The organism is Candidatus Cloacimonadota bacterium (assembly GCA_020532085.1).
Lineage (GTDB): Bacteria > Cloacimonadota > Cloacimonadia > Cloacimonadales > Cloacimonadaceae > Syntrophosphaera.
Genome location: JAJBAV010000013.1, coordinates 35,996 through 50,789 on the forward strand (window position 1 = coordinate 35,996; position 14,794 = coordinate 50,789).

14 protein-coding genes are annotated in these 14,794 nt (G+C 59.4%); 9 read left to right on the forward strand and 5 right to left on the reverse strand.

The features are described 5' to 3' along the window. Window positions 1-4 precede the first annotated feature (4 nt). Genes LHW45_04960 through LHW45_04970 form a run of 3 tightly spaced genes read left to right on the forward strand, consistent with a single transcriptional unit; the run spans window position 5 to window position 1,950 of the window. Window positions 5-370 (forward strand): hypothetical protein, encoded by a 366-nt coding sequence (locus tag LHW45_04960; GenBank protein MCB5284924.1) that lies wholly within the window; start codon window positions 5-7, stop codon window positions 368-370. Continuing rightward, window positions 357-866, forward strand: a complete 510-nt coding sequence (locus tag LHW45_04965) for a hypothetical protein (GenBank protein MCB5284925.1) — start codon at window positions 357-359, stop codon at window positions 864-866. The genes LHW45_04960 and LHW45_04965 overlap by 14 nt, the downstream gene beginning before the upstream one ends. Continuing rightward, window positions 850-1,950 carry an ECF transporter S component gene (locus LHW45_04970; GenBank protein ID MCB5284926.1) on the forward strand — a complete coding sequence of 367 codons (1,101 nt, stop codon included), beginning with the start codon at window positions 850-852 and terminating at the stop codon, window positions 1,948-1,950. Before LHW45_04965 ends, LHW45_04970 begins: the two co-directional genes overlap by 17 nt. A gap of 607 nt (window positions 1,951-2,557) precedes the next feature. Here LHW45_04970 and LHW45_04975 read toward each other — a convergent pair. Beyond that, window positions 2,558-3,406: a hypothetical protein gene (locus LHW45_04975; GenBank protein MCB5284927.1), complete on the reverse strand. Its 849-nt coding sequence runs from the start codon at window positions 3,404-3,406 to the stop codon at window positions 2,558-2,560. A gap of 82 nt (window positions 3,407-3,488) precedes the next feature. On the opposite strand from LHW45_04975, the gene LHW45_04980 reads away from it, so the two are divergent. After that, entirely contained in the window at window positions 3,489-4,916 is a 1,428-nt protein-coding gene (locus tag LHW45_04980; protein ID MCB5284928.1) for an NFACT RNA binding domain-containing protein, read from the forward strand. Further along, entirely contained in the window at window positions 4,913-5,671 is a 759-nt protein-coding gene (recO, locus tag LHW45_04985) for a DNA repair protein RecO (GenBank protein ID MCB5284929.1), read from the forward strand. Before LHW45_04980 ends, recO begins: the two co-directional genes overlap by 4 nt. Before the next feature lie 401 nt (window positions 5,672-6,072). On the opposite strand, the gene LHW45_04990 is transcribed toward recO, so the two are convergent. After that, entirely contained in the window at window positions 6,073-6,570 is a 498-nt protein-coding gene (locus tag LHW45_04990) for a ferritin family protein (protein MCB5284930.1), read from the reverse strand. 165 nt (window positions 6,571-6,735) lie between these two features. Here LHW45_04990 and LHW45_04995 point away from each other — a divergent pair, with 165 nt between their 5' ends. From LHW45_04995 to LHW45_05005, 3 genes are read left to right on the forward strand one after another with little or no spacing between them, the layout of a single operon-like run. Next, the gene (locus LHW45_04995; protein MCB5284931.1) at window positions 6,736-7,302 is read left to right on the forward strand and encodes a small multi-drug export protein; all 567 of its coding nucleotides are present in this window, start codon (window positions 6,736-6,738) and stop codon (window positions 7,300-7,302) included. Window positions 7,303-7,305: 3 nt separating this feature from the next. Then, window positions 7,306-8,454: a lipid-A-disaccharide synthase gene (gene lpxB, locus LHW45_05000; protein MCB5284932.1), complete on the forward strand. Its 1,149-nt coding sequence runs from the start codon at window positions 7,306-7,308 to the stop codon at window positions 8,452-8,454. Further along, window positions 8,447-9,037, forward strand: coding sequence for a lysophospholipid acyltransferase family protein (locus LHW45_05005; GenBank protein ID MCB5284933.1), 591 nt, complete (start codon window positions 8,447-8,449; stop codon window positions 9,035-9,037). The genes lpxB and LHW45_05005 overlap by 8 nt, the downstream gene beginning before the upstream one ends. 92 nt (window positions 9,038-9,129) lie before the next feature. Here LHW45_05005 and LHW45_05010 read toward each other — a convergent pair whose 3' ends face one another. After that, the gene (locus LHW45_05010) at window positions 9,130-9,873 is read right to left on the reverse strand and encodes a hypothetical protein (protein MCB5284934.1); all 744 of its coding nucleotides are present in this window, start codon (window positions 9,871-9,873) and stop codon (window positions 9,130-9,132) included. Between the two features lie 281 nt (window positions 9,874-10,154). Between LHW45_05010 and LHW45_05015 the strand changes: the two genes are divergently transcribed. Then, complete coding sequence (locus LHW45_05015) at window positions 10,155-10,574, forward strand: class I tRNA ligase family protein (protein ID MCB5284935.1); 420 nt, start codon at window positions 10,155-10,157, stop codon at window positions 10,572-10,574. 975 nt (window positions 10,575-11,549) lie between these two features. On the opposite strand, the gene LHW45_05020 is transcribed toward LHW45_05015, so the two are convergent. After that, a complete protein-coding gene (locus LHW45_05020) occupies window positions 11,550-12,380 on the reverse strand; it encodes a hypothetical protein (protein MCB5284936.1) in 831 nt (276 codons plus the stop codon). A 290-nt stretch (window positions 12,381-12,670) separates the two neighbouring features. After that, window positions 12,671-14,284 carry a hypothetical protein gene (locus LHW45_05025; protein ID MCB5284937.1) on the reverse strand — a complete coding sequence of 538 codons (1,614 nt, stop codon included), beginning with the start codon at window positions 14,282-14,284 and terminating at the stop codon, window positions 12,671-12,673. Between the last annotated feature and the right edge of the window lie 510 nt (window positions 14,285-14,794).

The window sequence follows — 14,794 nt, forward strand, 5'->3', positions numbered from 1 at the left end:
TGCCATGAACCAGAAAGACATCCAGCTCTTGTGTGATGCGGGCCAGCCGCTGTGCGGCGGAGGCACCCTGCGCGAGGAGCTGTTGCTGTACAATGTTCCCCCCGCTTCCTTGGGCGCCCTGAGCGCGGAATTTGCCGCCCTCACCGGCAAGGATCTCGTTCCGGACAGCGACGTCAACATCCTCTCCGGCGGCCAGAAAGTCCTTCTGATGTGTCTTTGCGCCCTCTTCTCCCCCGCCCGCAGGATCCTGTTCACAAACCTCTGGCATTCTCTCGACGCGGATAACCGCGCCAGGACCAAAGAGCTCATCGCCAGGCTGCGCGGAGATCGCGAGATCAGCTATGTGGAGGACGGCCATGCGGCTCCCTAAAGGCGATTACCCGGTTTGGGACAGCTTTGCCCTTACCCTGTCCGCTGATCTGGCTTTGGGGCCCGGGATCCACTATCTGAGCGGCGCCAATGGCAGCGGGAAGAGTTCGCTGCTCACCCGGGTGCTGCTGCCCCGCCTGCTGAAAACTCCCGCTGTTTACAGCATCTATTTCGAACAGCAGATGCACGTTCAGGTCACTGCCGTCAAGGCTTACGCCAGCGTGATCAAGCCCCACCGCAGGATCTGTGGCGAAGCGGATACCGTGGATTTCCTGCTGGAAGATCTGCTTCGGGCCTGGAAAAATGAACCGCGGCCCTGCTACGTGGTGATGGACGAATCGCTCTACGCGGAGCGGGTTTTGGATTTTCTGCAAGCCCACCTTCCCGCTTTTTCCCTCATCTACTCCGCCCACACAGCGCTGTTTTCGGCGGATCAGACCATCCTGTTCCAGCCCCTCTCCCCCACGCGGAGCGAAGTTTATGTCCACCACCCTTAAACTTGGCCTTGCCCTCACTTTGCTGCTCGCCATCCTGGTGCTGGCCCTGGGTGTCTACATGAACGTCCTGGCGGTGCAGTTGGTTTGTTTCGCCGCCCTGTCGCTGCTGTTGCTTGGGCTAAAAGGCGTGAAGCGCTGGGCTGCCGGCTACCGGATGATGCTGCCTTTTCTGTTCTCGCTCACCCTGGTTTATCTGCTGTTCGGCCTTCTCAAGGTGCGCACCCAGGAAGGAGAGCCCGGATCAGTGCTGCACTGGCTGGAGTTCGGACTCAAGCGGATCCTGCTCTTTGCCAATTCCGTGCTGGCCTTCCAGTTTTTTTTCGCATTGGTCAGTTTCGACGACCTGCTGCGCCTGCCGCTGAAGATCGGCACCCTCAAATACGTGATCCTGGGCAAGATCCTCTTCGCCAACGCCTTCAATTCTTACGATGACATCAAATTTCACCACAGCCTGATCCCTTCGGAGCAGACGGCCAAACCCGGACTGGCCCGAAGATTCCGGGTCCGCCTGACCGCCGTGCTGGCCCTGCTGCTCGCCCTCTCGCGGGAATCGAGGCTGCGGGGCGAACAGATCGACAACCGCATTGCCTGCTGCCACAGCGGGAAAAGCAACCAAACCGGACAGTGGTACCTGATCCTGGGCTTTGTGGTGCTGGTGACCGTGGCCACGATGATCATCCCTATTCCCGTGCCCGGCGGCGGTTTCTTCAATTTCGGCGACGTGATGATCGTTTTCATCGGCCTCTACGCCGGCCGCAAAGCCGGAGCCATCGCGGGCGGGATCGGCAGCGCCATCGCCGATCTGCTGCTCTTTCCGCTGTTCGCGCCCATCACCCTGGTCGTGAAAGGCCTGGAGGGCTATGTTTGCGGACTGGCCCACCGGCGTTCAGGCCTCTGGCAGATCGTCTTTCCCCTGGCCGGAAGCGTAGTGCTCGTGCTGGGTTATTTCTTCGGAGAATGGGCGCTGCCCCAACTGGGCAAAGCCGTGGCCATCGCGGATCTGCCGGTAAACCTTGTTCAGGCCTCGGTGGGCTTCCTTGGCGGCAGGGCGCTGTTCGAAGCGGCCAAATTCCTGGATATCTGAGCCTTTCCGTTTTAACCGACCCTCAGGCTTCAATGACCCGATGAAACGATGCGGATGATGGCCAGGGCTGGCGCGAGGCCGCATTAGCTATTCCCGCAAAGTCTGGATTCCGGGGCCCCGGCGTTAACACGCCACCCCGGAATGACAGCCCGGTTTGTACTCTTACAACCAATCCGCAGCATTGGAATGTTACGCTACGGATAGCGCTTGACCCCGGCGGGTTTCCAGTTCTTCATCTTTTTTCTGAACCCATTTTCTCTTTGTCCGCGTTTTTCCGCGACCTATTCTTTTGGCTATTCCCGCAAGGTCTGGATTCCGGGGTTCCCCTTTACCCACTATGTTTGAATAGAGCATTCAAGATTAGCGTTCAAACACAGCGGGTCGCGTTGACCAGCTTCAGATCACCCTGATCCCAGACGGGTGCACCGCTCACCAATCTCTCGGTAGCCCCTCCCACTTTAGGCGGGGATTTGGCGGGGGGCTGTAATTGCGCGGATTTGCAGGGGCTATGTGCGGCTCTTTGGAGGATAGACCCATCCATGCTTATCCTTAACAACAAAAAAGCCACCCCAGTCTGAGGTGGCGATATGTTTAAAGTCAAGCAAGCTTACTTGAGTTCGACCACCAGGATCTTCTGCTTCCGGAAGGATTCGGGATCTGTGACCCGGAGCACGTATTGCTCCCCAGCTTTACTGACGTCATATGAAGCCGCGACGTGGCTGGAGAGGATGGAATAACCTTTTTTGGTGACCGGGAAAGTGACTTCCTGAGTGTCCAGGAGATTAAATTCGGTGAACTTGGTAAGATCGGCGTCCTTCACGGTGGAAACTTTGCCAATGCCCAGCAGGCCGCCCTTGCGTTCGATGATACCGCTGTCCAGAAGCTGTTTGCGGGTTCCCACTACAAAGAACAGCCGGTTGCTTTCCCGGCTTTGGCTGGCGAGTTCGGTTTCTTTATCCTTGATCTGGGAGTCGCGCAGATTGATCTCGGTTTGGGCTGTCTGGCGCTCGGTGTCGAGGGTCTGGGAAAGATTTGAGACCCTGCCTTCCAGCTCGGCCACGATCTTTTCCTTGTCTGCCACTGATCTTTTCAGTTTGTCCACGATCGCCTGAATGCTGGAGAGCTGTCCTTTGCTGGAGGCCAGCCGGGATTCCAGATCGGAGATCTTTTTCTTGTATTCGTCGATCTTGGCGCGGGCGTTGGTGATGATCTCAGCCGGGGTGGAGCCGCCGATCTCGCTCGCTGTGCCGATGCTGTCCATCAGCTCTTTGTCAAAGGTGTCCAGACTGCTCTGGATATCGCCTATGGTGGCTGTCGAAGTATCGTAAAGTTGCTGCAGTTCGTTGTTTTTCTGTTCCAGTCCTTTGGTCTTGTTGGAAGCACTGCTCCACATCACTCCAAAGACGATGGCGAGAACAGCCAGAACCGCTGCTATGATCCAAGATGTCGCTTTCATGCTTGACTCCTAATCGCTGTTTAATATGTTGACCCATAATTTTGAAAAGCGGTTTTGCTGTCAAGGACAAAGCACAGGACATATGAATTACTCGATCTTATCAGCCTGGTCCCGGGAGTTCGGCCTGCAGGGCCGCAAGGTGGAAAGCGTCAATTTGGCCAACTCCACCCTCAGGCTCCGCTTCAGCGACAAAACGGACCTCGTGCTGCTGGCCGCCGCGGACGCCTTTGCCTTTCACAGCCTCGATTTCCAGCCCGCGGACAACGAGGTGAAGATCTGGGACGCGCTCACCCACGCCGTTCTCACCGGAGCGGAGATCGACCCTGCCGACAGGATAATCCGCTTTCGCTTCACCCAGACCGACATCTACCAACAGAACAAGGTGTATCTGCTCATCGCGGAATTCACCCCGCCGAAGCCGAACCTCATCCTGGCCCTGCAAAATGAAGAGCTGGTGATCGTGGACGCCCTCCGCAAATATTCCTATGCCGACAACCCCCAGCGCCAGATCCTGCCCAGGCTGCCCTACCAGCCGGCCAAAACCTCGTTCCAGCCTATCTTGCAGGAGGTATCCCCGCCTCTGAGGCTGGAATCGCTGAAAACCGGCGCCACCCTCCTCTGCCCCAGCGTGAACGACTATTTGGCCAACTTTTATCATCACGTTTTCCTGGCCCGCGAGGAAGCGCAGCGCCGCCAGACCCTCCGTTCCCGCTGGGAACGCGAACTGAAGAAGGCCAAAGACAAACTGGCCAAGCAGCAGGCCGAGGCCGCCGACGCGGACAAGGCGGAATATTGGATGATCTGTGCCGAGACCCTCAAAACCAATCTGCCCAATATTAACCGGGGCCAGACTTCTTTCACAGCCATCAACTATTACGATCCGGAGCTGGCCACGATCGAGATCCCGCTGCAGCCTCAGCTTTCCGCCCGGCAAAACCTCCAGGCCTATCTGAAAAAATACGGCAAAGCCAGGCGGGGCAAGGAACTGATCGCCGCGCACATCGCCGCCACCCAGCAGCAGATCGCACACCTGGTCAACATCCTGGCCCGCGTGGAGGCCGGGGAGGAGGTGGAAGCCCCCTCCGCCAAAAGCATCGCCACCCTGGGACGCAAGCTGGACATGGAGGACAGGCTACTCAAGCTGCGGCTTTCCGAGGATTTCGAGATCGTGATCGGACGCAAGGCCAGCGAAAACGACTTCATCACCACCCAACTCGGCCGGCCTCACGACTGGTGGTTTCACACCCGCATCTACCGCGGCTCCCACATCCTGCTGCGCTGTTTCCGGAAAACCGCTCCCGGCGATGAACTCATCAACATCTGCTGCTCCCTCGCGGCCTGGTATTCCAAGGCCCGCTTTTCCCTCAACGTGCCGGTGGATTACACTCAGGTCCGCTTTGTGCGCAAACCCCGCAAAAGCCCGCCCGGATTCGTGACCTACACGGAACACAAGACTGTATTCGCCGATCCGCGGGACCTCCGTTCCCTGCGTGAAGAACTGAAGCTGTGAGAACCCGGCTCAAAGATCAGGCCTTCCTGATCAAAAGCAGCCCCTATAGCGACAGCAGCCTCATCCTGAGAGCCTTTGGCCGCCAGCACGGGCTGATCTCCATCCTGGCCAAGGGCATCCGCTCAAAACCGGAGGCCAGCCTTCTGAACCCGCTCTACGTCTATGAATTCAGCTTCTACGAACCGCGCGAGGCCGGGCTGTGCCTGCTGGCCGAGTTTTCGCTGGCGGAGGAGTTTGACCTCGCGGACAAGATCGAAAGCTGGACCGCCGCCGAATGCGCTCTGGAAATGTATTCCCAGCTCATCATCCCTCCCGAGGAATGCTCTGCGTACTTCGAGCTGCTGCGCGATTTCCTCGTCTATCTGGGCACGCTGGAAAAGAACGCCGTGCTGATCTGGTGGCGCTTTCTGCTGCGGGTATTCCGGATGCTGGGCGTTCCCTACGATCCCCAGCTCTGCTCCGCCTGCCTGGATTGCTCAAATGCCCTCACAGCCTGGGAACAAGGCAGCGGTAAGTTGTTTTGCGCCGGCTGTCTGGACGCTTTGCCGGATCCCCTCCGCTATGAACCTCTCAGCGCTGTATCAGCCAGGATCCTGCGCCTGCTGCCGGTGATCGGTGAACACGTGGCCTCGCTGAGGCCGGACAGAGCCAGCGTGGCACAATTGAACAGCCTCTTCGCCCAGTATTACCAGGCCCACTTCCACAAAGCCCTCAAGCTGCGCGGGCTGGAAGTTCTGGAACAGTTCCATCCCTGATTTTTGGCTCGTGTGAATTAATCAGCAGGCCTGCTTCTATCCGTCTGGACGCCATCCCAGTAATCCCGGACGTCGCGAAACCTTCGCTGCGAAATGGATCTGATATCTATAAACCCACGTCATCCTAGGCTTGATCCGCCCTGTCATTCCGGGGAAGCAGGGGCCTCACCTGTCATTCCGGGGTGGGGGTTTTAACCCCCGGGGTCCCGGAATCCAGACTTCCCGGGTAATGCCCTCAGAAGGTGTCGATTCAGAAGGCGTCTGGATCGATCGCGCCTTGGACTGGGACCGGACCGGCTATTCCCGCCAGGTCTGGATTCCGGGGCCCCGCGTGCTTACGCACGCTTCCCCGGAATGACAAGTTTCTCGGTTTTGGCGTTTGCGGTGGCAAGAGATGCAATTTAAAAAGGTTCGAAAGAGTTGATCTCCCAATAGTAGTGTTCCGCGGCCTGCTGGATCGCCAGCAGCTCGTCGTAGTGCTTCTTCTCCCACTGTGCCAAAAGTTCAAAAAACTTCTTCAGTTCGGGTTGCCCGGCCGCGTGGGCGGTGGCGCTGTAGTGTTCGAAAGAGTCCTTTTCCAGCAGCAGCGCCGTGGAGATGGCGGAAAAGAGATACTGGTCCCCGCCGATGCGGCGGATCAAACTCTCCGAAAAGATCGAGGCCGCTTCCCGCACTTCGCTCAGTTCCGCGGCGGGTTGCGAGGGCAGCAGATCGCCGGAGATCTCCTGATAATATCTCAGCAGGTGGTTGAAGTGCCGGCGTTCCTCCTCCGCGCGGCTGGCAAAGAACTCCTCCACCTCCGCCCCGCCCGCGTGCGCGGCCGCGTTCTCATACAGGGTCACACTGTCCTTTTCGCCCTGCATAGCCTTCTTGATCGCTTTCAGCATGTCGTCTTTCATGGTCTTTTCCTTATGATGTTGATTTTCTTCAGACATTATAAGCCGGGATTCCTGCCGCGCCGGAAATTTCTCCCGCGTTTGCCCCCGCTGGAATTTCCCTTGTCAAAAACGGCAGCGTGGCCAAAAATGGTTTTTCATCAAAAATCTACCGAACAGGGAGACCAATTGAACCCGAAACTACGCGCCCTGATCCTCGTGATCGTTCTGCTGCTCAGCTTCAGCCTGCTGGGCGCGGAATCATTCGGCTCCCGCACCGCCGCCTCACTGAAGGCCAGGGGTGTGAGTCCCTGGCTGATCGTGGTGCTGATCTCGATGCTGCCGATCGTGGAGCTGCGCGGCGCCATCCCCGTGGCCATAGCCGTTTTGGGCATGTCCTGGCAGGAGGCCGTGCCGCTGGCGATCCTGGGCAACATGATCCCCATTCCCTTTCTGCTGCTCTTTCTGGAGTGGTTTCTGAAGCTGCTTTCCCGCTACCGCTGGGGCAAAAGGTTCACCGACTGGCTCTATGCCCGCACCCGCAGCAAGGGCAAGGTGGTGGAACGCTACGCGGAGCTCGGTCTGATCGTGTTTGTAGGCATCCCCCTGCCCGGTACCGGAGGCTGGACCGGGTCCCTGGCCGCCAAGATCTTCGGCCTCACTTTCTGGAAATCCCTCATCTGCGTGTTCCTCGGCGTGCTGCTGGCAGCCCTGATCGTAACCCTGATCACACTGCTGGGCACCTCCATTTTCTGAACCATGCCCACACCCGCTGCTCACATCTTCTGGCTGGCCGGGGAAAACTCCGGTGATCTGCACGCCAGCCTGGTGATGAAAAGCCTCAACGCCGCCCTGCCCGGCCTGCGTCACAGCGGGATCGGCGGTTCCCGGATGCAGCGCGAAGGCCTCAAACCGCTCTTTCCCTTCGCCCGCTTCAATGTGATGGGTTTCACGGAAGTGCTGGGCCATCTGGGCTTTTTCCTCAAAGTGGAGCGAGGCCTCAGAACATTCTTTAAAACCGATCCGCCGGACCTCGCCATCCTGGTGGATTATCCCGGTTTCAACCTCCGGATCGCCCGTCTGGCCGACTCTCTGCGCGTCCCCGTGCTCTATTTCATCTGTCCCCAATTCTGGGCCTGGAAACACCATCGCGTCTTCCAACTGCGCGACAGCGTTCGCCACGTGGCCTGCATCCTGCCTTTCGAACCGGAATTGCTGGCCATCCACAACGTCAGCGCCACCTACGTGGGCCATCCCATCGCCGGGGAAGTCAGCTTCGAGCTCGACCGCGCCGCCTTCGCCAGCTTTTACGGGCTCGATCCCGCCAAACGCTGGATCGGCTTGCTACCCGGCAGCCGCGACAGCGAGGTGAAGCGGATGCTGCCCGTGTATCTGAAAGCCGCGCGGGAGCTGGCCGCCCAGGGTTTCGAGCCGCTCGTTTCCAAAGCCCTCTCTGTGTCCCACGGGCCTTTCATGGCCTGCCTCGATGCTGCCCGGATCCCTGAACTGAAGCTGATCGACGGCTACCGTTACGACCTGATGCGCCACGCCGATCTGCTGGTCTGCACTTCCGGCACAGTCACTCTGGAAGCCGCCTACATCGGCACTCCGCAACTCATCTGCTACAAAACCTCGGCCCTCACCTACGCCATCGGACGCCGCCTGGTGCGGGTGAAGCGTATCGGCCTGCCCAATATCCTGCTGGACCGGGACCTGCTGCCGGAACTCATCCAATCCGCCTGTACGCCTCAGAACATCGTACAAACCGCCCTGGAGCTGCTAAACGACCCTTCCCGCCTCGAACGGATGAGGTCCGAACTCGCCCGTCTGCGGGAAATCATGGCCGAACCGGTCACCAGCGTGGAAATGCCGCGCCTCGTGCGGGAGATCCTGGACGCCCATGCCTGAGTTTCTTTTCCAACTGGAAGCTGTTCTGGGCGCCTGGCTGCTGCGCCTGTGGCGCTTCACCCTGCGGATCAAGGCGCAAAACCAGCCCCCCAATGGCCATCCCTGCGTTTACGCGCTCCAGCACCGCGATCTGCTGCTCCTGGCCATCCAGAGGATCGATTGCGGCATCGCCGTGATGGTTTCCCGTTCCCGCGACGGCGAATTCATCGCCCGCCCGCTGGCCCGCCTGGGCTTTTTACCGGTGCGCGGATCAACCTCCCGCAGCGGCTCCCAGGCGCTGAAAGAACTGGTGGAACTGGCCCGGAAACGCAGCCTGGCCATCACCCCGGACGGTCCCAAAGGCCCGGCGGGTTCCATTCAGCCCGGTATCCTCCAACTCGCCCTGCTGGCCCAAATTCCCATCATTCCGGTGGTGGCCTCCGCCGGCCGCCAGTGGCAGCTCAATTCCTGGGACCGCTTCCGGATCCCCAAACCCTTCAGCAAACTCACCGCCAGCTATGGCCCGGAGATCCGGGTGCGTTCCCGCGAAGATTTTCCCGCCGCCGAAACCGCCCTGCGCCAGGCCTGGGAAAAGCTGACCTGACCCCCCTTTCCACTCCCGCGGATTCAACATCAGCCCAAAAAACAAGCCGGAGAGTAAGATCTCCGGCTTGATCAGAATTTGAAAGACTCGGTTTATCTGGCCAGGGCGCGCTCGCTGAGGCGGCGGACGTAATTGGCCAGGCGGGCGTTGGAGAAGTGGTCGATCTTCATGTCGCCATAGTCGGCCCAGTCGCTCTGAGCGGTGGCCACCAGGACGTTATCCACATACTTGTGGTTCATCTGGGTGATCTCCAACGAGTAGGTGGAGCCGGTGCCATGGTCCTGCACAACGTTCGCGGGGAAGGTGTATTCGCGAACCGAAGCGGCCAGATCGGTATCGGCAACTTCGTCATCGTAGGGATCGTCCGGATCGAAGGCGTAGGCCGAGGCGGTCTGAACCTGGTTGTTGCCACCGAGGGACCAGTACATGTAGGCGCTCTGGGCGGGGTTGTAGGTGAGCGGGAAAGTTGCGTCGGCGTTGTAAACCACGGTTTGGTTGCTGCTGACAACGGTTTCGCCGTTCACGATCAGGTTGAAATTATAAGCGGTTCCGGGGGTGAGGGAGACGCCGCCCATCCAGAAATCACCGTATTGGATAAGACTGTCAGGAGCCACGCCGCCTATCTTGAGTTCGAGGGTGGTGGGCGGCACATAATCGGCCATCGGGCCTATCCACATCACGGTAACGATGTGGGTGTCTTCCTTGCCGTCGGGGCCGGCGATGGCCATCACGGACCATTTGGCATCTTCGGGCTGGGTGATGTTTTCGATGCAGCCGGTGAGGAACAGACCCATGGCAAGGGTTGCCACGATCATCAGTATAAAGAATTTACGCATTTAATTCTCCTTTGAATTTGGTTTCTGAGAGTTCTAATCCTGAATATCCCGTAATTTGTCAAGCTTTTATTGATTTCCCGCAAAAAGTCAGTTCTTTCATGGGACATCCCGGACCACTCTCTACGCTATATACTACCCCGAAATCAGTATCCTGCAAGTTATTCCGTGTTCCCGGCGGTTGTTGCGGCGGAAAGGCCATGGTTGCCTTCGCGCGCGGGGCGGCTATACTTTCTGAAGCAACTGCATATCCCGCTGGTACTGCGATATTGCCTGGAGGAACGATGCAAAACTATTACAAGCTTACGCTCAAATGCCCAAAATGCGGCAGGGAACTAAGCGACGAGACCAAACTCATCGACGGGATCCCCGCCGTGAAACTGCTGGTCCGCTCCGGAGCCGAGGAAGGCAGTATCTGGCTTTCCTCCCTTTACGGCAGCTACAGCCAGGAATCCACCCTCACCGCCCGTGACGGCGAGATCAGCGTCCTCTCCTGCCCCCACTGCGGCGGGGAACTCACCTCCGGCGAAAACTGCAACATCTGCCAGGCCCCGCTGGTGGATTTCCATCTCTTCGAAGGCGGCAAAGTCTCCATCTGCTCCCGCGCCGGCTGCACCAAGCACTCCATCGAGTTTGAGGACCTCAACACCGCCATCAACCACTTCTTCAACGAGTTCGAGCTGCAAAGCCGGCTTCCGGAGTGAGTTTGCCCGCGGTGCCGCAGTTTGGCGGAACCCGGTGATTTTGCTTTGGAGTTTATAGCCTGAAGACCCGGCCATTCCGTCATTCCGGGGGGGCGTGCGTCAGCACGCGGGGACCCGGAATCCAGCCCTTGCGGAAACAGCCAACCAAGGCCAAGAACAAGGCGTGTTCGGGATGTGGCGTTCTGTCGCCCACGAGGGGCTTCCATTTTATTGGGCTGTCTTTCAAACTGAATGGACGGTGTCAAAACAATAGTCCCATGGTAAGATAAAGCAGCATGTCATTCCGGGGGAGCGTGCGACAGCACGCGGGGACCCGGAATCCAGCCCTTGCGGGAATAGCCAAGCCAAGGACAAGAACAAGGCGGGGCCGATACAGACTGCGTCTGCATCGACACCCTCTGAGGGCATTACCCGGACCGTCTGGATTCCGGGACCCCGGCGTTAAAACGCCACCCCGGAATGACAATCCGCGGCCGGTCAGATAAAAGTTCTGTACCCAGCTGATCCCTCCCCCACTTGGTTTGAAAGATAGCCGAACAAGTCTCTCTTGCATATCGAGCGGGTTAGCCCGGAGGGCGACAGACAATAGCGAGGGTGTGAAGTGACCGGGGCGCCTGCGGAGGAGCGCAGCGATGCCGTGGGGCGGGAACGGAACCCCTCGTAAGAGTAATAAACGAAGGATCGAGCCCCTTGCGGGCGACAGAACCGCGGGGATGGATTTCTGTCGCCCACAAGGGGCTTCCGTTTTATTGTGGCTCGTGTACGAAGGGCTCCGCTGCGCTGCGCACCCTCGCCATGGTCTGTCGCCCTCCGGGCTAACCCACTGGCCTTCATGGCCTGTTCAGAGGTCTGGACTGGACCTCGCCATGGCCTGTCGCCCTCCGGGCTGCTTCCCCCAACCCGATGCAAAGCCAGCCATACAAAAACCCCGGCCGAAACGACCGGGTCTTGATATTGAAGCTTGCTGCCTGAGATCTACTGCAGCTTGGCTTTGAGGCCGTTATATTTGGTTTTCTGCGCGCCGGTCATGTTGTCATATTCGGCGGCGAGGGCGTTCTGCTGATTTTGCGCTTCGGTCCTCAGCTGGGTGAGCCTGGTGATTTCCCTGGGGGTGGTGGGGTTCTTGGCTTTCAGGGCCAGGTAGCGGTCCACGGCGGTGCCGAAGTCGTTGATCTTGGCGTCATCAACGGTCGGAGCGGGCGGGGCGGGCGGTGTCGGAGGTTTCGGCACGGGCGGTTTCACCACGGGCGGTTTCTGGCCGGGGGTCACCGGGGTTGTGGCCGCGGGGGTTGCGGGAACTTCAGGCACAGGTGCCATGGCAAGTTCGGGATAGACGATCTCGGTGTTGAGCTCGATGGAGCTCACTTCGCCCAGGATGCGTTTCACTTCGGCTTTGTCTTCGATCATCTGCATGAAGGTGAGTTCCTTCTTGTCGCCGATCAGGCCTATCATCAGGGCCACGATCTCGGCCTTGTGCTCTTCCTTGAGGGGAACGTTTTCCATGCCCATCACGGCTTCGCCATCGGAGTTCTTGAAAGCGAGGGTCCAGGCGCCGATGTGGTCCGTTGTCAGGCTGTCGGGGTTGATCCCAACCAGCTGCTTCAGCAGTTCAGCGTTGAGGGTCATTTCCAGGCCGCCATCCACTGGTTTGAGCATATAGCTGCCATCGACCACTTTCACAAACTCGGCTCCGTTGCCCATCACGGGAACGTTGCTCAATTCCAGGGCTTTTTCTTTCAAAGCGCAGGCGCTGAATACGAGCATCGCCACCAAGGCGACGGTCATTAAAGCTGTTCTAATTTTCATCATTTTTCTCCTTGTAACAATTAGCCTGCCTCGCTGGCGGGGCCAGGGGCAGGTGTTTTTTTTCACTCTTTGCGTTCCGGTCGGCTGATGCCGGGAAAAGCTGCTTGCGCCAATGTTTCAGGCTCAAGCCCCGCTCATCCTCATTCTCCCGGATGGTCATTTTGGGGCACTCTGTTCTGACTGCGTTTGCTTGTCAATCTTTTTTCTTTGGTCCGGCCTCCGGAAGCAACCGGAAGAGCATGACAGCGCCTTCGCGGCTTCGCTCCGCCCCGGGCCAAAATCCGGCCTGTTCAGGGAGCCGAGTCCGATGTGGTCACATAAAAGAAGACGCTGCCGGGATCGAAACCCAGGGCGGCGATCTGCGCCCAGCTGATCTCCACGCTGAGATCGGTTGTGGAAAGCAGATACACGAACCCCGTTACGGGATCGTCGCTCACGTAAACGTTGTAGACCGCCGCGCCGTCCGCCGCGCTCCAGCTGAGGGTGATCCCCGTGTCGCCGTCGGATCTGCCGATCAGCAGATTGGCGGGAGGATCGGGGATTCCGGCGGTGGCGATCCTGGCCAGAAACACGCTGTAGTCATACGGGCCCACCAAATGGTCGTCCCCGAAGATCACGTCGTAACCGAAATCACCGGCCAGCACGCAGCTGCCGTCCACCTCTCCGGCGATGTGATAGCCTGTGCTGCCCGCCCCGTGCGCTTGGATCGCCCAACCCCAGTTGCCGCCGGGATCGAGGCTGGCGGCGAAGGCCGAGGCGCTGCCCGTATCCGCGGTGAGGGTGGTGGCGCCCACGGTGATGGTGGAGGTGAACGATCCCGCTATCAGGCTGTTTCCCGCGGAATCGGTTTTGATGCCCCGGAGATTGTCGCGCGTGGTTTCTATTCTGGTGGCCCAGAGCCAGGTGCCGTCGGGATCCATTTTCGCGGCGAAATAGCCGTTGAGGCTGGTGGGAGTGGGGGCAAAATTCAGGGTGGAGTTCAGATAACCGATCACGTAGCTGTTGCCGCCGGCATCGGCGGATACGCGCCAGCCCCAGTCGTCATAAGTCCCGCCCAGGCTTTTGGCCCAGACCCAGGTTCCGGAGGCGTCGAGCTTGGCAAAATAGGCGTCCTTGTCGTCCACGGCGGTGACCGTGTGCGCTCCGAAAGTGGCCGTGTTCTCGAATTGGCCGGTGATCCAGCTGTTTCCCGCGCCGTCCGTGCAGATGCCGTTGACGTTGTCGGATATGGCGGTGCCCGCCTGATTGGCCCAGAGCCAGTTTCCGGCGGGGTCGAGCTTGGCGGCGAAGATATCGTTGCCGCCGTAGGTGGTGAGGGTGGTGGCGCCGAAAGCGTAGGTGCCGTTGAAAAGCCCGGTCACATGGCAGTTTCCGGCGGCGTCGCAGGCTATCCCCCAGCCGTAGCTTGCCCCTGAACTGCTGGTCCGGTCCAGAACCTTTGCCCAGAGCCAGTTTCCCGCGGGGTCGAGCTTGGCCACAAAAGCCTGGTTCCCATACTCGCTGAGTTCAATGCTGCCAAACCAGGCCGCGTAATGCGAATAGATCTGGCCGGTCACGTAGCTGTTGCCCGTGACGTCGGTGCAGACCGCCGTGGCGTAATCGTGGTTGTTGCTGCCGGCGTGCACCGCCCACAGCCAGTTGCCGGCGGGATCGGCTTTGGCCACGAAAATGTCCGAGTAGTTGCCGTTGTAGGCGCTCAGATTCCAAGCGCCGAACGCCACCGATTTGTAGATGTTTCCGGCCATGATGCTGTTGCCGGAGGGATCCAGCGCCAACCCCTTGGAATAAGCCCTGCCGAAGGTTTCCAGTCCCACGCTGCAGATCCCCCACTCCCATTCCGGAGCCTGCGCGCCCAGCGCGCCCGCCGCGAGCGCGACCAGTAAAACCAAACCATGCCTGTTCATTGCATCACTCCTTGTGCAAAATGCGCAACCGTCAGGAGGGCGGAAAAGATCTCCGCTCAGGAGCCGGCTTTTTCGGATTGCATTTTTCCCGCAATCTTGGAATTCTGTCAAGCAAAATCGGCCCCGGGCGGTTTCACCCGAAGGCCCTTCCGCTCTTCTTCGCGCCGGAGGGGCTCCGTTCTGGATTTACATACGTTTGGGGCGGGGGTTGGGGATGTTTCACTCCGTAAATCCGTCCACTCCGTGAATCCAGCCTGTCATTCCGGGGTAGGGGCCCAGGAATCCAGACGGTCCATCCGCCCAGCTCCAGCCTGTCATTCCGGGGTAGGGGTCCCGGAATCCAGACGGTCCATCCGCCCAGCCCAGCCCTGTCATTCCGGGGTGGCGTTTTAACGCCGGGGCCCAGGAATCCAGACGGTCTATCCGCCCAGCCTCAGCCTGTCATTCCGGGGTGGCGTTTTAACGCCGGGGCCCAGGAATCCAGACGGTCCATCCGCCCAGCCCCAGCCT